17 protein-coding genes are annotated in these 24378 nt (G+C 72.1%); all 17 read right to left on the bottom strand.

The features are described 5' to 3' along the window. Window positions 1-2 precede the first annotated feature (2 nt). Genes AC29IT_RS26875 through AC29IT_RS26795 form a run of 17 tightly spaced genes read right to left on the bottom strand, consistent with a single transcriptional unit; the run spans window position 3 to window position 24365 of the window. A complete protein-coding gene (locus AC29IT_RS26875; RefSeq protein WP_488220519.1) occupies window positions 3-2138 on the bottom strand; it encodes a hypothetical protein in 2136 nt (711 codons plus the stop codon). Then, window positions 2135-5608, bottom strand: coding sequence for a putative baseplate assembly protein (locus tag AC29IT_RS26870; protein ID WP_488220518.1), 3474 nt, complete (start codon window positions 5606-5608; stop codon window positions 2135-2137). Before AC29IT_RS26870 ends, AC29IT_RS26875 begins: the two co-directional genes overlap by 4 nt. Further along, window positions 5605-8688, bottom strand: a complete 3084-nt coding sequence (locus AC29IT_RS26865) for a putative baseplate assembly protein (protein ID WP_488220517.1) — start codon at window positions 8686-8688, stop codon at window positions 5605-5607. Before AC29IT_RS26865 ends, AC29IT_RS26870 begins: the two co-directional genes overlap by 4 nt. Beyond that, window positions 8685-9050 carry a GPW/gp25 family protein gene (locus AC29IT_RS26860; protein WP_358433414.1) on the bottom strand — a complete coding sequence of 122 codons (366 nt, stop codon included), beginning with the start codon at window positions 9048-9050 and terminating at the stop codon, window positions 8685-8687. The genes AC29IT_RS26865 and AC29IT_RS26860 overlap by 4 nt, the downstream gene beginning before the upstream one ends. Next, window positions 9047-9370, bottom strand: coding sequence for a hypothetical protein (locus tag AC29IT_RS26855; RefSeq protein WP_358433412.1), 324 nt, complete (start codon window positions 9368-9370; stop codon window positions 9047-9049). Before AC29IT_RS26855 ends, AC29IT_RS26860 begins: the two co-directional genes overlap by 4 nt. Before the next feature lie 9 nt (window positions 9371-9379). Then, window positions 9380-9898 carry a phage baseplate assembly protein V gene (locus AC29IT_RS26850; protein ID WP_358433409.1) on the bottom strand — a complete coding sequence of 173 codons (519 nt, stop codon included), beginning with the start codon at window positions 9896-9898 and terminating at the stop codon, window positions 9380-9382. A 17-nt stretch (window positions 9899-9915) separates the two neighbouring features. After that, on the bottom strand, window positions 9916-11055 hold the full coding sequence (locus AC29IT_RS26845; protein ID WP_488220516.1) for a hypothetical protein: 1140 nt from the start codon (window positions 11053-11055) through the stop codon (window positions 9916-9918). Further along, window positions 11048-11389, bottom strand: coding sequence for a LysM domain-containing protein (locus tag AC29IT_RS26840; protein ID WP_488220515.1), 342 nt, complete (start codon window positions 11387-11389; stop codon window positions 11048-11050). Before AC29IT_RS26840 ends, AC29IT_RS26845 begins: the two co-directional genes overlap by 8 nt. Before the next feature lie 3 nt (window positions 11390-11392). Beyond that, complete coding sequence (locus AC29IT_RS26835) at window positions 11393-12067, bottom strand: hypothetical protein (protein ID WP_488220514.1); 675 nt, start codon at window positions 12065-12067, stop codon at window positions 11393-11395. Between the two features lie 20 nt (window positions 12068-12087). Next, window positions 12088-12555 (bottom strand): SUKH-3 domain-containing protein, encoded by a 468-nt coding sequence (locus tag AC29IT_RS26830; protein WP_488220545.1) that lies wholly within the window; start codon window positions 12553-12555, stop codon window positions 12088-12090. Beyond that, complete coding sequence (locus AC29IT_RS26825; protein ID WP_488220513.1) at window positions 12555-19238, bottom strand: eCIS core domain-containing protein; 6684 nt, start codon at window positions 19236-19238, stop codon at window positions 12555-12557. The genes AC29IT_RS26830 and AC29IT_RS26825 overlap by 1 nt, the downstream gene beginning before the upstream one ends. After that, window positions 19235-19498 carry a hypothetical protein gene (locus tag AC29IT_RS26820; RefSeq protein ID WP_488220512.1) on the bottom strand — a complete coding sequence of 88 codons (264 nt, stop codon included), beginning with the start codon at window positions 19496-19498 and terminating at the stop codon, window positions 19235-19237. The genes AC29IT_RS26825 and AC29IT_RS26820 overlap by 4 nt, the downstream gene beginning before the upstream one ends. Further along, window positions 19489-21375: an ATP-binding protein gene (locus AC29IT_RS26815; RefSeq protein ID WP_488220511.1), complete on the bottom strand. Its 1887-nt coding sequence runs from the start codon at window positions 21373-21375 to the stop codon at window positions 19489-19491. Before AC29IT_RS26815 ends, AC29IT_RS26820 begins: the two co-directional genes overlap by 10 nt. A 33-nt stretch (window positions 21376-21408) precedes the next feature. Further along, window positions 21409-22419: a Pvc16 family protein gene (locus tag AC29IT_RS26810; protein ID WP_488220510.1), complete on the bottom strand. Its 1011-nt coding sequence runs from the start codon at window positions 22417-22419 to the stop codon at window positions 21409-21411. Beyond that, complete coding sequence (locus AC29IT_RS26805; protein WP_488220509.1) at window positions 22416-23078, bottom strand: hypothetical protein; 663 nt, start codon at window positions 23076-23078, stop codon at window positions 22416-22418. Before AC29IT_RS26805 ends, AC29IT_RS26810 begins: the two co-directional genes overlap by 4 nt. Beyond that, window positions 23071-23799: a T4 family baseplate hub assembly chaperone gene (locus tag AC29IT_RS26800; RefSeq protein WP_488220508.1), complete on the bottom strand. Its 729-nt coding sequence runs from the start codon at window positions 23797-23799 to the stop codon at window positions 23071-23073. Before AC29IT_RS26800 ends, AC29IT_RS26805 begins: the two co-directional genes overlap by 8 nt. 41 nt (window positions 23800-23840) lie before the next feature. Next, window positions 23841-24365, bottom strand: coding sequence for a phage tail protein (locus AC29IT_RS26795; RefSeq protein ID WP_224955584.1), 525 nt, complete (start codon window positions 24363-24365; stop codon window positions 23841-23843). Window positions 24366-24378: the final 13 nt, after the last annotated feature.

Below are 24378 nucleotides of genomic sequence, written 5' to 3'. Positions count from 1 at the left end.
GATCAGGAGACGAAGATCAGGCCCGCGTCGGCGCCCGCCGGGACGTGCTCGGCCAGCCGTGCGCGCAGGTCGTCCTCCCGCTGCGGCTCGTACAGGTCGTGGAACGCGCCGAGCTCCGAACCGTCCTCGGCGCCGCGGCGGATCGGTGCCGGGCAGTTCGCCGCCAGCCGCGCGTAGTCCGGCGTGCCGTAGCGGACCGACTCGAACACCGGCCGCACCCCGTCCACCACGTCCGCGGGGCAGCGGTGCCTGCGCGGGGTGCGGGAACCGGGCGGCACGTAGGTGTAGCGCAGGTCGCCGATGCCGCGGCGGGCCACGTGCATCCGGCCGGTGAACAGGGAGTTCTCCGCCAGCCGCACCGCGTGCGCGTGCACCTCGCCGAACACGGTGCTGCGGTGGGCGTGCAGCTCGGCGTGCGCGTGCCGGCAGTCCGGGGCGGACAGCGCCTCCCAGTCGTGCCCGGTGGCGTCGAGGACGCTGTCGCGCAGGTGGATCGGCAGCGGATCGGTGCTCACCTCGTCGCCGATGACCGTGATCGAGCCGAGCACGCTGCGGTCGATCTCCACGCAGGCGGTGGTGCGGTCCAGCAGCAGGCTCGGTTCGCCGGGGGCGTGCGGTTCGCACTCCGCCTCCAGCGACCAGCCCGGCACCAGCGTGCAGTGCCGGATCTCCAGCGCCGCCAGCGGCCCGGTCACGCTGATGCCGCGGCCGGTGACGAGCAGGCCGTCCAGCACCACCCGCGGTCGCCGCCCCTCCGGAACCTCTTGCGGCACGCGGATGTTCAGCGCGTCCGGGCGGTTGCTGTAGGTGTCGAGCAGCCGGATCACCGGGCGCTTCCCCTCGGCGGCGCGCAGCTGCAACCGCTCGTCCGGGCCCAGGTCGAAGTCCAGCTCCTCCTGGTGCGCGCCGTTGTGCGCGATCTCGATGACGCAGTCGGGCGCACCGCCGGAGTCGCGCTCGTCCCGCCACGCCTGGTAGGCGTCGAGGATCAGCGCGTGCTCCTCCCCCGGGCCGACCCGCCGGACCCGCGCGTGCGGCGGGGTCTCCGGGTCGCGCGGGTATTCGCCGCCGCCGATGTCCGCGGAGAACGCGTGGTGGTAGTCCACCGACACCCCGTCGCGCGGCGCCGACCGCGAGCCGAACGCGATCCGGCCCAGCACCGGGTCGACCGCCACCTGCCCGTACCCGGGCCGGTAGCGCCAGCCCGTCAGGTCCGCGATCGTGATCGCCGCCGGCGGCACCGGCGCGTCCTGCCCGTCCAGCCGGATCGCGAAGCTCTTGCCCGGCCCGTAGTAGTCCGCCAGCCGGTCCGCGACCTGCCTGCGCCGCAACCGGGCGGGCACGTTGTCCAGGGTGGCGATGTGCGTCGCCGACGGCTCCGGCACCGGTTTCGTCACCAGCGGCACGTCGTTGCCCAGGATGGAGAACGTGTAGAGGCTGCGGGTGCGGTCGATGCAGTACGCGGGAGCGCCCGTCACCGGCTGCGGCCGCAGCCGCCATGCGAACAGCGCCACGCCCGCCGGGGTGAGACCGCCGCGCCGGTGCCGCGATCCGGCGCGCCGCACGTCGGCGGACCGGGCGACGGTGCCGAACGGGCCGCCCGCCAGGTCCAGCGCCGTCGATTCGCGCAGGTCCGCGAGCCTGCCGCGCCGCAACCGGGCGGCGTCGCCCGCGCCGTGCAGCCGCACCGGCTGCTGGTGCGCGACCAGCCGGGACAGTTCCACGGCGCGGGCCGGCCACCCGGCGGTTCCGGCGGCGAGTTCCTCCAGCAGCGGCAGCGTTCCCTTGCGCCGCCGGTGCGCGACGGTCGCCGCCACGTCGCGGCGCGGGGCGAGCGCTTCGGCGAGCCGCCGCCGCGCCTCCGCCGGGTCGCCGCCGTCGCGGAGACCGGCGGTGCCGACCCGCTCGTAGCCGGGTAGCCGGTGGTAGCCGACGAGTTCGCCCAGGTACGGCAGCGCCCACTCGGCGGCGGTCTCCACGAACCAGTCGTCGTACTGCTGCTCCACCGCATCGCGCACCAGGTCGAGCTGTTCGCCGACGACGGCGAGCAGCGCGCGCAGCGGTTCGCCCTGTTCATCGTCGCGCAACCGGTGCCAGGCGGGCAGCAGGTTCGCGAGCGCGTCCGGTTCCCTGCTCATCGGGTGACCTCCGTGAGGATCAGCGAGTCCGGCGACAGCAGCGCCAGCTGGGCGGGGCGCAGCCCGCGATGCACGAACACGCGGCGGCCCGGTTCGAGCCGCGCGGTGCCGGTGATGTCGGGGTTGCGCCGCAGCAGGTCGCGCAGCGCGATCCCGTTGCGGGTGGCGATCTCGGTGAGCGTCTCGCCGCCCGGTTCGGTGACGCGGTAGCGCTGCTCGACGTACTCCGCTAGGCGCGCGGGCACCACTTCGGCGGTGCCGTCCGAGGTGCTCCCCCGGAACACGTCGACGTCCACGTAGGACACTCCGGGAACGGATTGCGCGGTGGCGAGCACCTCCGACCGCAGCGCCGGCTGCCCCAGCTCCCGCCCGGCGAAGCCGAGTTCCGCCAGCAGCGCCCGCCGGACCCGCGCGGCCACCACGTCCCACGCGTGATCGCGTTCCAGCCGGATGTTCGCGGCGACCTCCAGCGGCACCGGTTCCCGCGGCTGCACCCGCACCGGCAGCCGCGGGTCCCCGTACTCGTCCAGCGCCGCCCGCAGCGCGCGCAGCAGGTCGCCGTCCGGTGCGAGCGGCAGGTCGTCGATCCCGGCCACGGTCAGGTGCAGCAGCTCCCGCCTGCCGTCGAAGACGCGCCGCGCCGCGGCCCGCCCGATTCCGGCGCGGGAGCGGGCGAAGTCCTCGTAGTCCTGCACCGACACCAGCCGGTCCAGCGCCGACACCGCCAGCGGCACCGTGCGCCGGGTCAGCGCCGGACCGTCCGCATCCGAACCACCGGTCGCGGGCAGCGGGTTGGTGACCCCGGTGACGCCCAGCGGCCGGGTCACGGGCTGGGTGATGCGGTCCGGGCCGACGTTCGCGGCGCGGCCGGTGCCGAACCGGTAGCGGGCCCGCACGTTCTCCTGCCCGGTGGGCAGCCGCGCGCCGTGCACGCCGTCGCCGAAGGTCACCGTGGTGCGCCCGGACGCGTCGCCGCCGACCACGTAGACCCGCTCGGTCGGTCCGCGCCCGGCGAGGCTGTCCACCGGGTGCCAGCGCAGCCCGTCCACCCGGACCTCCAGGGCCGGGGTGGCGCCGAGCGGGGTGTCGGCGGGCAGCCACGTCAGCGGCGACTGCCACAGCGCGAACGTCTGGTGCGCCCGGCCCGCGTCGCCGCTGCCGATCGGCTCGTCGCGGCTCTCGCCGTGCGTGGCGGGCACGACGTTGCCGTGCACCACCACGGTGTCCCGCCGGTAGCGGTGCCGCAGGTCGGCGGTCAGGGTGAGCACCGTGTGCGGGTGGTCGCCCGGCAGCTCCGGGTCCAGCGCGGTGTCCGCGGCGGCGAGGACGGCGACCTCGGTGCCGGTCTCCCCCGGCGGATCGGCCAGTTCCCCGGACACGACCAGGTACCTGCCGGGCCGCAGGCCTTCGTGCAGGTCGGCGAGTTCGAGGGTGTTGCCGCGCACCTCCTCGTCCAGCGGTTCGTCCGCCGGCCGCAGCGGCTCGCCGCCTGCCAGGGCGGTGGCGTCGCGGATGTCGGAGAGCTGCCGGTCCTGGTCGTCCAGCCACGGATCGGCGAGGGTGAGCTCGGTGGCGCGGCCGGTGATGCCGTAGCGGGTGCCGGCGGTGGTGCGGACCGCGGTGACGCGGGTGACGACGCGTGCCAGCGCCGGATCACCCGGAATCCCGCCGGGCGCGCCCTTCCGGGGGCGCAGCACGACGACGCGGCTGCCGGTGGTGATCTCCTCGTGCACCCCGTCCAGCACCAGGAGGCGTTCGCCGCCCGGGTACGGCGCGGTGGTGAAGGTGATCTCCACGTTCGCCGGTTCCCCACCGGCGCCGTAGCGGGCGGTGAGCCGGTACGGGCCGACGAACGCGGTCCGCTCCTGCTGCGGCGCCAGGTCCCAGTCCTCCCGGGACCCGTTCCGCACTCCGACGTGCACCAGCCCCTGCTCGTCCGGGCGGGAGACCGTCAGGGTGCAGACGGGCAGGTCCGGCAGCAGCCGGACGGTGACGCCCGCCGGGTTCTCGGCGCGCGGGCTCGGGCTGGGCCGCGCCGGGTCGGGCGCGGAGAGCTCGACGCGGCCGCCGCCGAACTCGAAGTCGGCCTCGGCGGGCAGCTGTTCGACGTGCCTGCTGCCGCCGCCCGGGTCGGTGCGCTCGAACTCGGCGCGCACCGGCCGGGTGCCGCCCGCGTCGAACGCGATGCGCACGCTGGTGCGGGTGCCGCCGGGCAGCGGCCAGTCGGACTGGCGTACGACCTGTCCCGCCCGGTCCTGCACCGGTTGCAGCGGGGCGGTGGCGCCGAACGGGGCGGCGGTCACCCGCATCGCGACCAGTTCGCGGAGCACTCCGGTGGGCGCGGCGGTGCGGGCGGCGCGGGCGGTCGCGGTGGTGCGGGCAGGTGCGGCGGTGCGGGCGGGCGCGCCGGCGGCCGGTGCCAGGCCCAGCGCCCGGTCCGGCAGTTCGGCGACGACGGCCCGCAGCCTGCCGAACCAGTCGGCGACCGGTTCGCGGGATTCGGCGAGCACTTCGGCTTCGGCGAGCCGGTCCAGGGGTTCGGCCAACCGCAGCGCGAGCTGGGCCGGCGAGCCGATCGCGGGCAGTTCGGCGCGCAGTGGGGCGAGGACCTGGGCGTCGAACTCCTCGATGAGGGTGCTGGCGGGCCGCGGGTTCGGCAGCTGCGGGGACGGTTCCCCGGTGCCGGGGGTGAGCCACTCGCCGAGTTCGGCGCGCAGCTCCGCCAGCGTCGGCGGCGGCGCCTGCTGCAGCGAGATCGCGGTGACGTCCTCGTCCCGGTCCACCCGCACCGCGCCGACGGGCCGCAGCAGCTGCTGGTCGCCGAAGTCGAACAGCAGGTTCTCCCCGGTGCGCAACGAGATCGCGGTCCCGGCGACGTAGATCTCCGAGCGCTGCGCCAGTTCCGGGACCGTGAGCAGCGCCGGCCGCCTGCGCCGCACCGCGAGCCGGTTCCACGTCCAGCGGGCGACGAGGTCCTCGCCGGTCTCGAACACCACCGATTCGGCCTCGGCGGCGCCGGGCACGCTGTTGCTGCGCGCGCCGCGCGGGATGAGCACGGTGGCGTCCGCGTCCCGCGGGTCCCGGTCCAAGGCGTAGGCCAGGTAGGTGCTCGCGGCGACGCCGGGCCGCGGCCGGTGCCCGACGAGCCTGCCGAGCATCGCCAGCGACCGGTGGTCGTCGGCGGTGCCCAGGTAGCCCTCGTCGGCGATCCGCTCGGAGTGGAACGTGAGCAGATCACCGAGCACCGCCCACGCGTCGAGCAGCCCGATCGCCGGATCGTCGGTGGTGCGCACGGTCAGCCCGCGCAGCTCCGGGTAGGCGGGTGAGGCGAGCCGGTCGAGCATCGCGGCGAGGAACGTGCCGTGCTCCCCCGCCCGCAGGTCCAGCGCCGACCGGCCCGGCGGGTTGTGCGGCCGGTCCGGGGCGCGCCGTTCGTCGTGGCGGTCGCAGCCGCATCCGCATCCGCTCACCGCGCACCCCCGAAGTCCAGGTGGAGCACGCCGTTCTCGGGGCGCTCCGGGTCGTTGTCGCAGCAGGCGACCTCCAGCGGCGCGATCCGCAGCAGGCCCGCGTCGAGTTCGCCGTCGTCGTCGTGGAAGGCGCGTCGCAGCCGGGTGACCTGCGCGCTGCGCACCCCGGGCACGGCGGTGGCGGCGGCGACGAGCCTGCTCAGCCGCACCGGTTCGCCGAAGCTCAGCGCGTCGGGGTGGAAGAACCCGAGCGCCCCGCCGCGCAGCCGCCGCCTGCCGAACGCGCGCAGCAGGTCGGCGATGATCGGCCCGCGCTGGTGGCCGGGTGCGGCGCAGATCCGCAGCGCGATCTCCAGCGGCACCTGCCGGGCCGGGCGCACCACCAGCTGGTGGCCGATGCGGCGGTGCCGTTCCAGCAGGTCGGTGACCTCGGCGAGCAGGTCCGGGCCGGAGGTGCCGGTGCGCTCGGCGTCGACGGCGACGTGCACCTCGCGGGAGCTGCCGCTCCAGCGGATCTCGGCGGCGGCGCGCTGCACCCCGGGCACTCCCCCGGCGAGTTCGGCGTAGTCGGCGGCGGTGACGGCGCGCGGCCGGGTGCGGCGCAGGTCAAGCGGCGCGAGCTGGCGCACCTGCTCCACCGGTTCCGGTTCGGTGCCACCGGTGGCGGGCAGCGGGTTGCGCACCACCACGCCCGGCAGTGGTTCGCCGTCCGGTTTCCGGTTCAGCACCAGGCGATCGATGGCTTCGGCGCCGACGTTGCCCGTCGTGCCGCCACCGACCCGGTAGTGGACGTCCAGCGCGGCACCGGGTTCCGGTGGCGCGCCGCAGCGCCCGTCGCCGAAGCGCAGCGCGAGCCGCCCGTCGTCGTCGAGCTCGCCGACGAAGTGGCGGTCGCGCGGCCCGCTGCCGAGCAGGTCGCGGCGCGGTTCCCACCGGTGTGCGCCGTCGGTGACGCGCACGGCGGGCAGCGCGGCCCGCGGGTCCTGCTGCTGCGTGGCGGGCCCGTGCAGCACCGGGTCGCCGGGGTGCAGCCCGGTGGCGTGCCGCTCGCCCCAGCTCTGGCCGATCTCCCAGGCGATGTCGGGGCCGAGGACGGTGCCCGCGTGGGCGCGGGCGGTGAGCACCGCGAGCCTGCGCCGCTTGGTGGCGAGCAGGTGGTCGGCGCGGTGCAGCAGGTCGCGCAGCGCCCGCACCGGGTGCCGCCGCAGTTCGAGGCGTTCCAGCAGGTCCCGGTCGAACAGCACGGCCAGCTCGTCGACCTCCTCGTCGGCGAGGCCGTCGGAGTCGCGGGCGCTGCGCCACAGCTCCACCAGCCGCTCGCGCACCTCGCCCGGGATCGCGGCGAGCCGGACGGCCTGGCCGGCGGCGAGATGCGCGGGAAGCGGGTGCGGCACGGCCTGCACCACCGGGGTGCGGTGCAGGACGGGCCGGAAGCGGGGCCGGATTCCCGGGTAGACGGAGTGGGCGAGCAGCCGCCGCAGCGCCCCGGCCTGCTCGTGCGCGGTGCTGGGCACGACCTCTTCCTGCCTGCGACCGGCGTGTTCGAGCTCGATGCCCGCCCGAGTGGTGGCGGGTTCGCCGAGCGCGACGTGCAGCTCGCGGACGTCGTCGCCGGTGAGCTTCCGGCCGCCGCGGGTGCGGTCGAGGAGGAACCCGAGCAGTTCGGCGGGTTCGTTGCCGTCGGTGCGGTCCCGGCAGCCCGATGCGTCGCAGGAGCCGAGCACCGCGGGCTCCGGCGGCACCACCACCCGGTCCGGGGTGCGCCGGGTGCGACCGTGGTCGACGAGGGCCACGTTGCCGCGCGCCACGCTCACGTCCGGGATCGGTGCGCAGTCGTAGCCGCCGGTGGAACTCAGGCACAGCGGGAAGCGCAGCGCGTCGGCGCGCGCCCAGGTCACCTCCAACACCGGCTGCGCCAGCAGCGCGTCCTCGCCGGGAGTGGTGGAGGTGAGCCGCACCGCCTGCCTGCGCGTCGGGTCGGCGTCACCCGGGGTGCCGGTGACCGGGCCGCGGACCTCTTCCAGCACCAGCAGGTCGCCGGGCCGCAGATCCAGCGCCCGCTCGTCGTCGCGCAACGTCGCCCCGGTGGCTCCGGCGGGCAGCGTGCAGTCCTCGTCACCCCAGGTCCAGAACCGGATGCGGTTGCGCGCGGGCCGCAGCCGGAACGGGCCGTCGGCGAGCGGTTCGAAGACCTCCACCGCGTCCTGCTCGTCGAGCTCGGCCAGCTCGTCCTCGTCCAGGACGGGTCCGGGCGCGGCCGGGTCGTGCGGGCCGCGCGGGCGCAGATCCACCGCGGCGAACCGGAATTCGCCCGGTTCGAGGTCCAGTTCGGCGGCGGTCTCGGCGACGACGAAGGCGCGGGCGGCGCACCCGTCGTGCATCGGGTAGTCGATGAGCCGCACGTGCCTGCGCACCGACACGCGGCGCCGCGCGGTCTCCAGGTAGGCCTCGGTGGCGACCGCGTCCTGCTGGTAGCCGAGCTGGTCAGCGGTGTGCGCGAACAGTTCGACGAGGGTGACGCCGAGGTCCGGGGCGAGCCGTTCGGTCCAGCCCGGGGTGGTGAGCGCCAACCGGTCCAGCAGCACCCGCTGCAGCGCGTCGTGGTCGCGGGCGGTGTAGTCGATCAGCGGTGCGGGTGCGGGTTCCGGTTCGCACGGCGGTGGTGCGGCGTGGTCGAACGGGGTGGGTCCGCCGGGGTGGAAGGTGAACTCGGCGCCGTGATAGCGCTGGTCGAACCCGGGGAACGGTTCCGCGCCGGGCCTCCCGTGCGGATCGCTGTCCACTAAGGACAGCCGGTACCCGGTGGTGTCACCGGGACGGTCGACGGTGACGAACATGCGGTCGTCCAGCTCCGGGTCCTTCTCCCGCTCGACGGTCACGTCGAGCGCGGTGATGCCGGTGATGCGGCGGCCGCCGTCGATGCGCACGTTCTCCGGTCGCACCCCGTGCGGGGCCTTGCCGATGAACGTGACGACGAGGGTGCGCCCGCCGTCGGCGGCCTCCACCGCGTCCACCCCGCCGAGCCGTGCCGCGCGGACCCGGGCCCGCCTGCCGTCGGTGCGGCAGTGCTGCTCGCTCATGCCCGCCTCCCCTCGAAGATCTCGTCGCGGTGTTCTCCGGTGGCGCGCACCAGGTAGCGCAGCCGCACCCGCACCACCTCGTCCTCGGCGGTGACGTCCAGCGCGTCGACTTCGACGAGGTGGCCGAGCCACCGCTGGAGCGCCGCGTGCACGGACAGCTCCACGGTCGCCGCGAGTTCCGGGCTGTTCGGCGCGAAGACCAGGTCGAGCAGGCCGCAGCCGAAGTCGGGTCGCATCACCCGCTCGCCGGGGCTGGTGAACAGCACCTGCTCGACGAGGTCGGCGAGGTGCTCGTGGTACCCGGCGCCGGCGGTGCGGCCGCGGCGGTCGATGCGGAACGGGAACGCGATGTGGGTCCTCACCGGCACCGCACCCCCCGCGAGTCGCCGCGGAACACCGGCGGCCCTTGCGGGCGCAGGTCGGCGCTGAAGCACTGCCCCGCCGTGTCGTCCAGCAGCGCGGGCACGCCGTCGACGAGCAGCGCGTCCGGTCGCGGCGTGAAGCGCGCGGTGCGGCACGGGCGCGCGAGGTGCGGGCACCCGTGCACCGCGTACGCCTCACCGGTGGTCCGCACGGCCTGCCCGTCGGCGCGGATCGCGGCGGCCGCGGTGGCGGCGACGATCCGCCCGCCGTGCGGGCAGTGCACCGCGGTCGCGGCGGTGACGAGGTTTCCTCCGGTCACGACTTCCCCCTACTGCCTCTTGGGCACGATCAACCGGCCCTGGTTGACGTTCACTTCGTCGCCGACGAGTTCCACGGACGCGCCCTTGCCGTTGCCGACGGTCACGCCCTTCTCGTCGATCTGCACGTACGCCCCGCCCGGTGCGCGCAGCAGGATCCCTTCACCGCCGGGCACGTCGGACATGAGCAGCTTGTGGTCGCCCGGCGTCCGGATCACGACGGGCTGGCGTTCGCCGAGCGCGTCCGGCGGCAGCTCGGAGCGGTCCCCGTACCAGCAGCCCGTCCAGATCGGGAAGCTCGGATCGCCCTGCTCGAACTCGACCCACACGCCGGCGCCGACCTGCGGCACCACGTACTGCCCGGCGCCGCGCCCGGTGAACGGCAGGCACGGCAGCGCCCAGGTGGAGGGCACGTCGCCGAGCACGTCGGGGACCTGCGCGGTGATCCGCCCGATCTGCAGCGGGTCGGCGTTGTCCACGACCCGGCCGCGGAACTTGCCGAGGAAGCGGTTGTTCGATGCGTCGGCCATGCGGTTCCTTCCTCGGGCTAGGGGCGGACGGTGTCGCTGCGGGCCACGAGCCCTTCGCGGGAGAGCGTGAAGTTCTGCTGGTACGAACCGACCCGCAGGTTGTGCGTCACCGATTTCACGTAGTAGTCGCCGTCGTAGGTGACGCCCGCACCCCGCACCCCGACGAGTTCGCGCGGCCGCAGCACGTACCCGTGCCGGTTGACGTCCAGCGAGCCGGAACCGGAGATCGCGTCGGCGGAGGTCGCCGCCCGCGCGAGCGCCTGCGCGCGGGCGCGTTCCGGGTCCATCTTCGCCGTGCCGGACAGCGGTTTCCGCTTCAACGCCGGGGATTCGCGACGCGCCAGCGGCGGGCGCAGCGGCCCGATGTCCGGGTCCGGCAGCAGCGTCACCTGCCGGGTCGCCGGGTCCTGCACGCGCGCCTCGGGCTGCTCGCGGGCGGTGCCGTCATAGGCGAAGGTCAGCTGGTCCACAGTGGAATGCGCGTCCATGTTGACGGTGAGCGCGTGCTGGCGCTGCCCGAGCCGCTGCTCCGGCCCCCAGTAGGCGGTGGAGCGGCCCGGGCGCGGGCCGGGATCGAGGTAGAAGGTGTACCCGTTGGCGCGGGCCAAGTCGTTGACGTACTGCAGGTCGGTGCTCGACTGGTAGTCGACGCGCAGTTCCTCCCGCGGGGGCTGGTGGATCTGCTCGCGGATGATGCGGCTGTCGATGCCGTAGTCGGCGTACTTCCCGAGGATGCGCTCGACGCGTTGCGAGGGCGCCAGGTTCGGGTACCGGTCGGTGCGCTCCTCCAGGTCCAGCAGCAAGGTCAGGTCCTCGCCGGTGACGGTGAGCGTCGACTGCCCCGGCTGGTTGCTGGCGCCGACCTCGTTGCGCACGATCAGCCCGTCGAGGATGACGCTCGGCGTCCCCTTGATGGTGAGCGCCAGGACCACCCGCGTCTTCGGGTCGAAGAAGCCCTCCGGTAGCAGGCGGTCGACGATCCGCCCCTTCTTCGTGAGGTCGAACGCCAGCTGGAAACCGCTGCGCTCGCCCGCGGTACTGGTGATCTGCGCGGACAGCAACGCCTGCGCCACCTCGCCCGGAACCGGTCTCGTGAGCTTCGGGCCCATGTGCAGGCTCAGGTGCACCGGGCCGGAACCGATCGGGACCTCAGACATCGAAGCTCCCCGGGCTCGGCACGTCGATCGCCCGGCCCGGTTCGGCGGTGAGCTCCGCCGGGTCGAGCACCGGGTTCGCGTCCGCGATCCGCCACCACTGGCCCGGATCGCCGAAGAACCGCTGCCCCAAGTGGTCCGGGCGCTCGCCCGCGCTCACCACGTGCTCGTCGGCGTGCTCCGGGAGCTTCGGCAGCAGCCGGCGCTTCGCGTACCGCACCTCGGTGCCGTCGGCCGTGCGGTGCACCCCGATCTCCACGTCGTGGTACCGGCTCGTGCGCGGATACGGTTGCGCGCCCGGGATGTCGTCCAGCGCGGTCTCGTACGGTTCGATCACGGCTTACCTCCCCGCCCCGACGCCGTTCAGGCCCAGCGAGCCCAGCGAACCCAGCGTTCCGATGCCCGCGAGCCGTTCCTTCTGCGACAGGTGCGCCAAGTACAGCTCCGCGCCCCGGTGGCCCGGCGGCAGGTCGCTGACGGTGAGGATCTTCAAGCCGAGGCTCAGGCTCGCCCGCATCGGGTTCAGGTTCACGTCGAACGCCGACTCGTTGATGGACATCTCGGTGAGCCGCACCGGGATCACCCGCTTGCCGCCCCAGGTGAACAGCGTCAGCGGCATCTCGATCGGGCTGATCTCGATGGTGCCGTTCTTCGCCAGGCGGGTCGCTTCGCGCAGCTGCGCGGTCGTCGGCTGCACCAGCATTTCGAGGGCCGCGAGCTGCGGGTGGATGCCCTCCGGCGCGGCGATCTCCAGCTGGTCCGTCGCGTCGATCTCCGCCGTGAACTTCCACGACTCCTCCGCCGGGCCTTTGAGCCGCAGCGCCTCGTTCTTGTCCCCCGATCCGCTGCCACCACCGCCGGAATCACCTTCGCCTCCGGCGGACTGCGGCGACACCGAACGTTCCAACGTGTCGGGGTTGAACTGCAACACGATCACCCGCTGCGGGGTACCGCGCTCAGGATCGACCAGCACGATGCCGGAACGGATCGGCTTGGGAATGTCGGCGTAGCGCATAGTTCCTCCTTGGACAATTATCAAATAAACTCCGGGCGAACCCCAGAAACTAAATTGTTCAACGCCTCCGAAGAGCTCTCGCCTAAAACCATCTCACCGGCAGATGAAATCAGATAAAACCTCCCCTGCGAATCTTCAGAAATTGCAGCGTTCTCATTTTTAAGAACACCTACAGGATAGGCAACCGCGCCAACCATTTCTGACAGTTGAGCATAGGCGCGGGGCCCCAAAACCCCCTCTCGTGGATCAAATACAAAAGGGTTCTTGATCATACTCAAACCACGACCCTGAACAACAACATGAATCCCGCCAAATTCGCGCAAAAACTCCAAAACACTTTCAGGGGCCGACGGAAATCGCAGCCCTCCCGACCCCACCAAGGATGCGATTTCATTCGTCCATAGATCGACCAGATGACCAACATCTCTTCCCTCGCTCCACCCCGAATCCCGCAGTATCCGAATTGTTTCACCATTCAGCGATGTCATCACCGACCACTCCCGACGTGCCGAATACCAAGCTCACTCAAGAGTACCTGACAGGAGCTGCAGGCTTTGATATAAGGAGGGGTGCTCCCAAACCCGCCGACTTGGTGCGTTGATATTACCGTTCGATGTCTCTTAAAGAATCGAGACGCCTCCCCTAAAGTGGCAATCTGGGTCTCATGTAATATGTCCGATATTAGCGCCACTTCGGCGCATTGACCATGCCCTAGCGAGCGATCACCGGGCGCCACTCCCTCAAGAATTTCCTCCACCACGCGGTGCCGATCCGGCGTTAGACCACCCGTTCTCATACTTGTATGACTCCGAACCTCGTCCCCAAATGAAATCGCCCCCGCCACACCCCCCTCAAAAGAACGATTGCTTCCTACATATTCCCCATCCTGCAGAGCAATAGCAAGGCGCCTACTCTGATCAATTACGTCTTCTTCGCGGCGCTGAGTGCTTCTACTTCGGATTCCACGAGACGGAAGCTCGTAACTCCGGGAATTCCGCTGAGATCTGTCGACCTGGTCGCGGGCATTCCGGTTCACCTCTTCTCGCGACACGCTCCTACCCCGAACTCTGCGATTAATGATTCTCGCCTCGCGCGCCCTAATTGCCTCCTCTCGAGACCTTTCAGGAATTCGAGACGTGACCCCTTCTGAGCGCCGAGCCAAGCGCACGAAATCACTGTTCCTATTCGTAACAGGACCGCTACGTTGACTCAACACCTTACTAATTCTGGCAAGCCTTGGACGAATCGCCTCGTCCTCCATTTCCGCCTGCCGTTGGCGCCGTAAAGCGAGTTCTTCGTCATCGAGACGATCCCGAACATGCTGCGGTATAACATCGATATCAGATCTATACAACCACGACCTGATGTTCGTTCCTCGAAGCTCGCCCGCTAATTCTTCTTGAATCTCTTCAGCTATTCCAGGGTGTCGCCGGAGAAGGTTGAGCAACGCGCGCCGCGCCTTCGCCACCTCCGCACTCGGATTTAGCGTGGCCGTTATAGAATCAGCAGAAGAACCGGGAAAATCAAGTGATGTTAGCCGATAGAAAACCCGCATACCACGCAACGCAGCTTGGAGGCCACGTTGCGGGATACCAAATTCGAGCAATTTATCAACCCGAGGGCGAATTCGGGCAACAATCCGCCGAAGCCTTGCCCCCTTCGAGTCTTTCGACTGCTCTTCCTCTGTGCGCTTTTCTTTTTCCTTCTTCCTATCTTCGGAAGCTTCCTTGCCTTTGTCAATCCTGTTCATCGCGCGACTGAAATTAAGCGGATCCCTTTTCTGGCCCCGACCGCGAGGGCCCCGATAGCCGATCTCAGATTTTTCGTCTTTCCTCTTCGGAGGGTTCTGGTGATCCTCTTTCGGCTTCCGGCGACTCGAGTCCTTCTCCTGCTTTCGACGGCCCAGCGTTTGGTCGTGCTTCTTCTTGTGGTCGCGTGTTGAGCCAGGCTTGCGGGGCGGCCACTCGGTTTCCTTATTGCGCTTGCGGTCCCGGGCCTCGTCCTGCTTCTTCTTGTCGGGTGGCGACTTCTGGTCCGGTTGGTCGCGATCGGGCTTGCGGTCCCCGCCCTTCGGGCGGTCACGGGCCGGGGTCTGCTTGTCGTCCTTGGGCTTGTCGTCCTTCGGCTTGTCCTTCTGCCGCCCGTCCTGCTGCCTCCCGTGCTGCTGTTGGTCGTCTTTGCGGGGCTTGTCGTTCTTGGGTTTGCCCTCCCCGGTCTTGTCACCCTTCGGTTTGTCGGATGGCTTCTTCGGGGTTTCGGGATCGCGCTTCGGGCGTTCGCCGGGCTTATCGGCTCGGCCAGGACGTTTCGGGGCGGCGGTCGGCTTGCCCGGTCGGTCCGCTTCGGGCCGGTCCTTGCCGTCGGTTTCGCCAGGGCGCTGCTTGTCCGGCTGCTGGCCACCTTGGTTCGGGCGCTGGTCACCCCGCTCCGGGGGCGGTTCGGCGCCGCCGTCCTTGGTCTTGTTCTTGTCCTTGCCCAGGTTCTTCGCCACGGTCTTGAAGCGGTCGCCGACTTTGCTGACGTACTTGCCGATGCCGTCGAGGAGGAACTGGTAGGCGAGTTCCAGGAGGGCGACGACGCCGGCGGCTACGGCCTTGGCGAAGAGGACTCCGTTGCCGCCCTTGCCGACGGACTTGAGCCAGTCGAGGACGGCGCCGAACGCGCGCAGGATCTCGCCCAGGGCGCCGATCGCGGTGCGCAAGGCGTCGATGACGGCGGCAACCCAGCCGGCGCCGGGGATGAGCTTCGCGATCACCTTGGTGATGACGATCTCGCCGATGATGAACGGCAGCTGCGGGACGACGGCGTCCCAGGTCTCCTTGACGATCTCCTGGAGGGTGATGCCGCCCTTGATGAGCCGGTCCATGATGGCCTTCGGCAGGCCGATGATCTCCTCGATCTTCTGGTTGAACCACACCTGGACCGCGCTCTTGACCTCGCGGAAGAAGTGGTTCTTCGCGCCGTCCTCCGCGGAGCTCTTCGCGCCGGAGAGCCAGCCGCCGGGGTCGGCGAGGAAGTCGACGGCGACCATCATGAACTCGCCGAAGCCCGCGAGGAGCTTCGAAGCGAAGTCCAGCACCGACTTGATGGCGTCCTTGACGGCCTTCAGCACGTCGGCGAGCGCCTTCTTCAGCACGTTGAGGATGTCGCTGAGCAGCTTCGAGATCGCTTCGAGCAGGTCGGTGATGAGCTGCTTGAGCTTCGCGGCCAGCTCGGTGACGAAGGCGATGGCGGCGGCCACCAGGTCTTCGATGAACTGCCGGATGCGCCGGGCCAGCTCGATGACCGCCTGCACCAGCGCGACGGCCAGTTCGATCAGCGCCTCGATCAGGTCCTCGATCAGCCCCACGATCTTGTCGCGGATGGTCTTGATGAGGTTCTCGACGTCGCGCTTGAAGTTCTCGATGAAGTCGACGATGGCGTCGCGCGCGGCCTGCAGGATCGCCACGATCTTGTCGCGGAGGTCGAGGAAGAACTTCTTGATCTCGTCGAAGGCCTTCTCGACCCAGTTCTTCGACTCCCGCGAGGTGTCGTCCCGCTTCGTCTTCGCCTCGGTCTTCGCGGACTCCCGCTTCTTCTTGATGCCCTCGTCGTCGTCCTTCTTGCGCTCCTCGACCTTCTTGTCGGTGTCCTGCTCCTCCTTCTCCACGTCCTTGCGGGCTTGCTCGCGCTTCTCCGTCTTGCCGGTGCCGAGCTTGTCGAGCTCGGCGTCCTGGTCCGCGCGCCACTTCTCCCGCTCGCCGGACACGTCGTCGAACGTCGACTCCCGCTTGCCGGTCTGCTGGTCGGTGTTGCGATTCACCTCCGCGTCGACCTCGCGGTCGTGCTTCTGCCGGGAAGTGCGGGTGTCGCGCTCCTTCTGCTGCTTGCCGTCGGCCAGGCCCTGCTCGCCCTTGCCGAACGCGGACTTGAACTCCTTGCCGCGTTCGTGCTCGGCGACCTCCGAGGCCGCTTCCGGTGGTACGGCACCGGTTCCGGCGTCGACCTTGCCGCCGCCCTTCCCGCCCTCGCGGCCGGGGACCTTGCCCTTCAGCTGCTCCTTCGGCGCGTCCGGGTAGACCTGGTCCTCGCCCATGCCGCGGCTCGCATCGTCGCGAGCGGTGTCGGCGGTCTGCTCGCCCTTCGTGGTGACCGCGTCGTCCTGCTCGCGGGACTTGTCCCCGGCGTCGCCCTGCATCTCCACCCCGGGGGCGGTGCCGGCCTTCGCCTGCTCCATCGCCTCGTCCTCGGTGGGCATCCCGGCGAACTGGGCGGCCAAGTCCTCCGGGGAGACGTCGAACCCGACCTTCTCGCCGAGCCAGCCGATGACATAGCCCGCGCCCATCAGGAACGTGTCCCAGCCGCTCGGCTCCTCCACCTCCTCGGCGGGGATCGGGCCCTCCGGCTTCTTCTCGCCCTTGACCTCGGCGTCCTTGCTCTCCGGGGCGTCGGACTTCGCCGCCTCGTCCTGGGAGTACTCGGCGGGGGCATCGGTGTCCGGGGCACCGCTCGCGGTCTGCGGAGCACCGGACGGGCGCTGCATCGACGGTGGATCGGCGGCGAGCTGCTGGTGCTCGTCGCCGACCGTGCGGTCCACCGCGCCGTCCACCCCGCCCATCGCCTGCAGCGCCACGTGCGGTTTCAGGCCGGAAGCCGTGCGCAAGCCCGCTTCCGGGGACACCTGGGAGAGGTTCGGGGCGGCCTGCGCCTTCTTCTTCGCCTTCGCGCCGCCGCCCTTGCTCGCCTTTCCACCGCCGCCGGAGCGCGGGGCGGCCGGAGCAGGTCCGGCCTTCGGTGCGGCGGGCGCCGACTTGGGCTGTTCGGGTTTCGGGGCCGCCTGCTCGGTCTTCTGGGCGGGCGCGGAGGTCGGTTTGGCCGCGCGGGCCTTCGGTTCCGACGTCGGTTTCGGGGCCTCGCCGGTCGCCGCCGGAGCGCGGGCGGAGCTCTGCTTCGCGGACGCGGGCTCCTGCTCGGGCGGTTCGGCACCCGTGCTCGATTCGTTCGTCTGCTCGGTGCCGCCGGTGGTGTGCGAATCCCTTGCTGCAGAAGGTGATTCCGCTTCGTCGGTGCTCTTCGCGCCCGCTGCGCCGCCGGAATCCTCGCCGCCGGACTCGGACTTCTCGGACCCGGTGCCCCCGCCCTGCGCGTCCTGGTCCGGCTTCTCGCCCTTGCCCGGCTGCTCGCCGACCTTCTCGGCCCCGCCCGCCGAATCCTTGCCGCCCGACTCCTTACCGCCCTGGTCCGCGCCGTCCTGCTCCTCCTTCGCCGCGGATTCCTTGACGGCGCCGCCGGGTTCGTCCTTCGCGCCCTCGGTCTTGCCCGGGGCCTCCTGGGCTAGGCGTTGCGCCTCGGCGGGGCCCGCTTCGGGATCCGCGCCCGCCTTCGGATCGGTGGGCTTCGCCGCCGCGCCGGGTCGCTTCTCGGTGGCCTTGTCCGCGGCGAGGGTCGCCAGGTCCGCCGCTCCCGGCGTGCCCTCGGTGGTGATCGACGGGTCCGGTTCGGTCTGCTCCTCCGGTTCCGCCTCCACCGGCTCCGCTTCGGCCGCCTCGTCCTCGGCGTCCTCCGCGTCACGCTCGGCCTGCACCTGTTCGGCTTTGGTCGGCGGCGGCGCGGGGAAGGACGGCATCGGCGGCGGAGCGGCGCCCGGTTCCAACTTGTCGGCCGTGGGCACGCCGGAGACGTCCAGGTCCTGCTCCGGCAGGAAGTCCTCCGGGGCGAGCTTCACGTCCCAGGCGCTCTTCTCCTCGCCGCCGACCTCGACCTCCGAGTCCCCGCCGTGCGCCTCCGACTCCGGTTCCTCCTCCGGGCCGAGCATGTCCTGGTTGCGGGCGCCGTCCAGGGAATCGACGGCACCGGCGAGCTGGGTGTCCTTGCCCGCCTGCTCCGGGGAGGGATCGACGTCCTGCTGCCGGTCCTTCGGCTTCGCCGCGAGGGGGTCGATGGCGTCGGGCCGGTTCTTCGCCGCCGCGTCCTGCTCGGCGCTCTCCTCCTCGCCCGCCGCCTTCTCGTCCTGCTCGGCCTGCTCGTCCTCGCCCTTGTCCTCGGAGTCCTTCTCGTCAGCGGCTTTCTCGTCGGCGCCCTTCTCGTCAGCGGCCTGCTCGCCTCCCGGCTGTCGCTCGGCGTCCTGCTCCCCGCTCTGCTCCTCGGATTCCCCGGAGCCCGCGGCGGATTCCTCCGAGTCCTGCTCCGCAGCGGGATCCGCCGACTCCTGCTCCCCCGCCGCCGCGTCCTGCTCCGGTGCCGCGGCCTCCGGCCCCGCGTTCTCCGGCGTCCCACCGTCGGCCCCGCCGGGAACCTCCTGCTCCTTCTCCGGTCCGGTGGCTTCGGGCGGCTGCTGCTCGGATTCGCGCTGCCGGTCGGTCTCCTGTTGCTGCTCTTCGCGTTCGGCCAGCACGTCAGCGCTCGCGTCCGGCTCGACCGCCGGGGTCGCCATCGCGCCGGGTTCCAGGTCCGGATCGGCCGCCACCTCGTCCACCAAGTCCAGGACACGTTCGTGCTCGGAGCTGAGCAGCCGCGACTCCAGCCGGTCCAGCACCACGTCCAGGACGTCCTCGGGGAGCCGCGCGAGCCGCTTGCGGGTGCGCTTGGACCGGTCCTCCGGATCACCGCGCAGCGAGCGCTGGATGCCGTTGGCGAGCCGGTCGATCATCGTCGCCGGGTCCAATTCCTCGGCGCGGCGGCGGTCGGCGTCGACGGTCGCGTAGCGCAGCCAGCCGGGTGTGGCCTGCCCGGAGCGCACTCCAGCGGGGTCCGATGTGGACTCGGCTTCGCGTTCGATCGCCTGCTGCGGCAGGCTCACCGCCCCCAGCTCGCGGCCCGCGCGCAGCGCGCCGAGCCCGTGCGGGTTCTGCACGGTGTGGAGGAGTTCGTGCGCCAGCAGCCGGGTTCCCTCGGCCGTGCCGGGCCGGAACTTCCCCGGTGCGAACAGCACCTCCTGCCCCACCGCCACCGCGTCCGCGCCCAGGTCCTGCGCGAGCTCCCCGGAGTCGCGGTCGGTGTGCAGGCGGACACGGCTGAAGTCGTGGCCGAGCGACTCCTCCAGCTCGCGCCGGGTGCTCTCGTCGAGGGGCTGGCCGGCGCCGCTGACGATCTCCTTCGGCTCCGGTGCCCGGTTCGCGGTGTGGTTCTTCCGCTTGCGGCGCCGGGAATCCTGCGTCGAACGGGACTGCCGGGCGGGGACGGGTGCGCTCATCCGGACCGCCCCCTGCCGCTGAGGCCCGCGTGCACCGACCGCGCCAGCGCCTCGCCCAACCGGACCGGGGACGTCGTCGCGGGCAGCGGGGGCAGGTCCGCGATGCCGTCCACCTGGCGCGGTCCCCACGCGGCGAGCGGCACGCCGCGCTGCTCCACCAGCCGGGTCAGCTCCGCCTGGAACGCGACCGCGACCCGGTCCGGGTCGACGCCGTCGAACCCGTCGAGCACCAGCTCGCCGATGTGCACGGTCACACCCATCCCCGCACCTCCGACGGCGTCAGGGATCGCTCCAGCTTGCGGTACTCGGTGTGCGCGGCGGCGAGCATGTGCCGCATCTGCACCGGTTCGCCGTCCTCGGCGGCGAGGAACGCGCCGGACAGCGCGATGTTGCGGATCGAGCCGCCCGCCACCGTCAGCTGAGCCAGCAGCTGCGGGTCGAGGTCCTTCACCGGAGCCTGCTCCGGCACCACGCGCCGCCAGATCTCGGCGCGCTCCGCCTCGCCGGGGAACGGGAAGTCCACCACGAAGCGGATGCGGCGCAGGAACGCCGAGTCCAGCGCCTTCTTCATGTTCGTGGTGAGGATCGCCAGGCCCCGGTACGCCTCCATCCGCATCAGCAGGTAGCTGACCTCCAGGTTCGCGTACCGGTCGTGGCTGTCCTTGACCTCGCTGCGCTTGCCGAACAGCGCGTCCGCCTCGTCGAACAGCAGCAGCGCCCCGCCGCGCTCGGCCGCGTCGAAGACCTTGCGCAGGTTCTTCTCCGTCTCGCCGATGTACTTGCTGACCACCTGCGACAGGTCGATGACGAACAGGTCCAGGCCCAGTTCGCGGGCCATCACCTCGGCGGTGAGCGTCTTGCCGGTGCCGGAGCCGCCCGCGAACAGCGCCGTCACGCCCAGGCCGCGGCGCAGCGTCGCGGAGAAGCCCCAGTCGTGGTGCACGGTGGCGCGCTGGCGCACGTGCGCGACGACCTCGCGCAGCACCCGCAGCTGCCGCTCCGGCAGCACCAGATCTCCCCAGCCCGCGGCCGGTTCGATGCGCCTGCCCAGCTCGTCCAGCCCCATCCGGGCCTGCTCCAGGCCGGCCCGCCACGCCGCCTGCGCCAGGTCGCCGTCCGCGGTGCCGCGCACGGTCGCGGCCGCGGAGACCACCACGTGCGGTGGCAGCGAGAACTGGGCGACCAGGTTCCCCACCTCGGCGTCGGCGAGCTCGCCGAACGCGCCGCGCCACAGCTCGAACTGCTCGGCGTCGTCCAGCGCGGGCACCGTGATCCGCTCACCCCGGGCCCGGGAGCTCGGACGCGGTTCCGCACTGCCGATCACCAGCGGCACCGCCGCCGATTCCACGAACGCCTCGGCCGCCGCCAGCTGCTCGCGGTTCGGCTCGTCCACCTCCAGCAGCAGCGCGGCGGGCAGCAGCACCGCCTCCCGCTGCCACAACCGCGCCAGCAGGTCCCGCTCGGCCGGATCGTCCGGCACGTCCTCCGCGGACAGCGCGTACAGGCCCAGGTCGCAGGCGTCCGCGGCGGCGGCCGTCAGGTCCGCGCGGGTGCGCGCGTCCCCGCCGACCAGCTCCACGCGCAACGCGGTCTCCGCATCACCGTCGGCCCAGCTCGACGCGATCCGCTCCGCGGCGCCCCGGTAGGAGGCGGGCAGCCGCCCCGGCTCCGGGACGCGGCGCAGCAGGCCGTGCAGCCGCGCGTCCAGGTACGGGGAGCCGAGCAGGAAGTGCAGCACCCGCTCGTCGATCCGCAACCGGCCGGTGGTCAACCCGGCCTGCTCGTCCAGCTCCACGAGCCGCCAGCGGCGCAGCGGCGACACCGGTGTCAACGCGCTCCAGTGCGGTTCGGTCAACGCGGCCAGCGCGAGGGAGAACGTGGGGTGCGCGCGGGCCGAACCGCTCGCCGCCGCGCACCGGCCCGCCGTGCCCGCGTCCAGCTCCATCGCCGCGCACAGCAGCAGCACCTCGCGTTCGAAGGTGCTCAGGCCGAAGCAGGCGGCCAGTGCGTCCAGCTCCGGCACCGACGGGACGGCGTGCTCGGCGGCCTCACCACCGGCGTGCGCGTCCAGTGCGGCCAGCACCGCGCGCACCGCGCCCGCCAGCGCCGAGTCCGCTGCGTCGTGTGCCCCGGTCATCGCCCGCCTCCTCCCGGTTCGCCGCGCATCGGGTCAGTCCTGCTCGGCCGCTTCGTCCGATGTGGACTGATCACTCGATTTCGCCTTGTTCGCGGGAGGTTTGCGGCGTGTCGATCCCGTGCCGCGCTTCGCCGTCGTCGACCGGGTGCTCGTGCCGGAGCGCTTCGTCGGGGTGGTGCGGGTGGTGCGGGTGGTACGCCGCTCGGGCGGCGCCTCGTCGGCCTCGGGCTCGGGCTCGGGCTCGGGCGGCTGATCGGCCTCCGGCTGCCGCTCGGGTTCGGACGGCTGGTCGCTCCCGGACGCGCCGGTCTCGTCGGAGGCGCCGGTCTCCTCGGAGGCACCGGTCTCGTCGGACCCGTCCCGCGCCTCGGTCGCGCCCGGTGCGCCGTCAGCGGCGGCTCCGGTCCGCGCGGCGGGCTCGTCCGCCCCCGCGACAGGCGGGAACGGCCGCGCCGTCGGCACCACCCGCTCCACCGGTTTCGGCGGCACCGGCTTCTCCCGGCCCTCGATGAGCACCAGCGAACCCTGGTAGGTCGTGGACAGCGCGTACGGCGTCTGGTGCAGCATCCCCCACAACTTCGAGGTCTCGTCGGTGTCCATCTGGATCGGCGAGAACCGCACCCGCTGCGGCGAGTCCGCCAGGTCGCTGCCCGCCAGGTACGGCCGCGAGGCCGCCTCCACCAGCAGTTCGCGGGGCAGCACCGGGATCTCCTGCAGGGTCCGCACCACGCAGCCGATCAACCGCTGCCCCACCAGCTCGGTCTCCTCGCCGTAGGCGCTGATCAGGTAGTGCAGGTCCAGCGCCGCCGTGGGCCGCGCCAGCAGCCCGCCACCGGAGGCGCGGCTGGGCAGGTCGGTGTTGCGCAGCGACGGGTTCGGCGCCACTTGGTACAGGAACACGGTGATCGTCGGGTCGGTCGGTGGTTCGGCCGGTGGCTTGCGGGTCTCCACCGACACCGCGAAGTCGATCTCGGGTCGCAGGTTGCTCTCGATCAGCAGTGCGAGGGCCTGCGTGACCGTGGCGATGGCCAGTGCGTTGCTCATGAACCCGCCCGCTCGTCGAGGTAGTCGGCCAGGTTCACCGCGGGCGCGCGGCGGCCCGCCCGCTGCCGGTCCGGTGGTCGCTGCGGTGCGGCGGCGCCGACCTGGAGGCGCCCGATCTCCACCCGCACCACCGGTTCCGCGGGCGCGGCCGGGCGGCGGCGCGATGCGGGCGCGGTGCGCGGTGCGGCAGCGGCGGCCGCGATCCGGGTGCGCGGGGAGTCGGCCGGGGCCGGGGTGGCGGCCGCCGGGCGCAGCGAGCCGCCGCGCGCCCGCACCGGTTCGGGCTCGCCCGGCGCGTTGTCCCGGTCCGGGCGCGGCGGTTCGGGCGCCGGGGTGACGTCCGCCGGCGGCACCAGCCTCGCCACCGGTTCGGCCGCGTCCCGCCGCGGTGCGGCTTCCGGTCGCGGTGGCGGCTCGGTGGCCGGGGATTCGGTGCGCACCACGGTGATCCGGTCGGTGCGGTGCACTTCCCGCTCCACCCGCCGCACCTCGCGCTCCCGCGGCACCGGAGCCGGAACCCGCGCCGCTGCGGGAGATTCGACCTCCGGTGCCGGGTCCGGCAGCGAGCCCACCCGCTCGAACGGTCCCGGCAACCGGGGTCGCAACCGCACCGCCGCCGGATCGTGCCGGGCGGCCAGCCGGTCGAAGAAATCAGGCATCAGCGCACAACTCCAGGTAGTAGCGCCGCCGAAGCGGACTGAGCGCCAGGATCTGCGGTTCGCTCCACCCGTAGGCGGCGGCGAGCAGGTGCACGTCCAGCAGCACGTCCCGGGACCACGAATCCAGTTCCGACCACAGGAATTCGGCCACGTCCAGCACCGTCGGCGTGCCGCCGCCGCAGTGCGGGCAGTGCACGGTCACCGCCAGGTCCGCCGCCGGATCGGCCTGCTCGGCTAGCTCCGCCATCCGCCGCCGCACCCGCTCCGGAAGCCGGTCCGGGTCGACCGGTTCGCCGTCCTGCTCGGCGGAGAGCGTGCAGCGGGCCAGCAGTCGCGCGCCGCGCTGTTCGGCCGGTGCGGCGGCCGCCGCGTCCAGGTCGGCGGCCGTCGGCAACCGGAACTCGACCTCGACGCCGTCGTCCACCACCCGCAGCGGATCACCGGTGGGCCGCGGGTGGTCGGCGAGGCCGCGCGCGTCCAGGTCGAACTCGACGACCTCGCCGCACGCGGCGCACTCCAGCAGCACCTGCATCCGCTCGCCGAACAGCGCGCGGCGCAGCTCCAGCAGGTCCGCCACCCGCGCCCCGAGCGGTTCCGCGTCGAGCTGCGCCACCGTGGCCTCCGGTCGCGAGGCCCGGTGCAGCAGGTCAGCCCGCCCGGGCGCGCGCTGCGCCAACCCGGCTTCCCAGGCGGCCAGCAGCTCCGCCGGTCCCGTCACCACCACCCGACACCCCTCCCCCCGAACATCCATCCACAGTGGAGCTATGCGGGATTGGTGAACGCCGGTTCCGTCGGCTCCGGCACCTCGTAGTCCCGCTCCCAGCCCTCGCACTCCAGCTTCAGGCTCTGGATCGCCACCGCGTTCGCGTTCGCGTCCAGCTCGCCCAGCACCTGGTACTCGCTGGGCCAGGTGCGGTACAGCTTGTGCGAGACGGCGACCTGGCCCGCCTCGTTGAGCAGCTGGATGACGATGTCCTTGCGGAAGTCGGCCAGCGACACCTCGGATCCGAGACCGGCGCCGACCTGCCAGACCTTGTTGGCCCACCGGTCGAACTCGGGGTCGTGGGTGACCCCGCGCTCCAAGGTGATGCCCTCGAACTCGGAGCGACCCGGTGCCTTGCGCGGGGAGCTCGGGTCGCCACCGTGGCGGTGCTTGACCACCTCGGTGGTGCGCTTCAACGGGCTGATCTTGCTGACGCCCGCCACCGTGCGCCCGTCCCACAGGACGAGGAACTTGAAGTTCTTGTACGGGTCGAAGCGGTGCGCGTTGATCTGGAACTCGGCCATGCTCACTCCTCCG

This window comes from Saccharopolyspora sp. MMCC62, assembly GCF_057736575.1.
This window is presented reverse-complemented; position numbering and strand designations above follow the sequence as displayed.

Bases quoted from the DNA above. Each gene is read 5' to 3' on its own strand.
- AC29IT_RS26875 (WP_488220519.1), bottom strand. From the start codon at position 2,138: ATGAGCAGGGAACCGGACGCGCTCGCGAACCTGCTGCCCGCCTGGCAC.
- AC29IT_RS26865 (WP_488220517.1), bottom strand. From the start codon at position 8,688: ATGAGCGAGCAGCACTGCCGCACCGACGGCAGGCGGGCCCGGGTCCGC.
- AC29IT_RS26850 (WP_358433409.1), bottom strand. From the start codon at position 9,898: ATGGCCGACGCATCGAACAACCGCTTCCTCGGCAAGTTCCGCGGCCGG.
- AC29IT_RS26845 (WP_488220516.1), bottom strand. From the start codon at position 11,055: ATGTCTGAGGTCCCGATCGGTTCCGGCCCGGTGCACCTGAGCCTGCAC.
- AC29IT_RS26835 (WP_488220514.1), bottom strand. From the start codon at position 12,067: ATGCGCTACGCCGACATTCCCAAGCCGATCCGTTCCGGCATCGTGCTG.
- AC29IT_RS26830 (WP_488220545.1), bottom strand. From the start codon at position 12,555: ATGACATCGCTGAATGGTGAAACAATTCGGATACTGCGGGATTCGGGG.
- AC29IT_RS26825 (WP_488220513.1), bottom strand. From the start codon at position 19,238: ATGAGCGCACCCGTCCCCGCCCGGCAGTCCCGTTCGACGCAGGATTCC.
- AC29IT_RS26820 (WP_488220512.1), bottom strand. From the start codon at position 19,498: ATGGGTGTGACCGTGCACATCGGCGAGCTGGTGCTCGACGGGTTCGAC.
- AC29IT_RS26815 (WP_488220511.1), bottom strand. From the start codon at position 21,375: ATGACCGGGGCACACGACGCAGCGGACTCGGCGCTGGCGGGCGCGGTG.
- AC29IT_RS26810 (WP_488220510.1), bottom strand. From the start codon at position 22,419: ATGAGCAACGCACTGGCCATCGCCACGGTCACGCAGGCCCTCGCACTG.
- AC29IT_RS26805 (WP_488220509.1), bottom strand. From the start codon at position 23,078: ATGCCTGATTTCTTCGACCGGCTGGCCGCCCGGCACGATCCGGCGGCG.
- AC29IT_RS26795 (WP_224955584.1), bottom strand. From the start codon at position 24,365: ATGGCCGAGTTCCAGATCAACGCGCACCGCTTCGACCCGTACAAGAAC.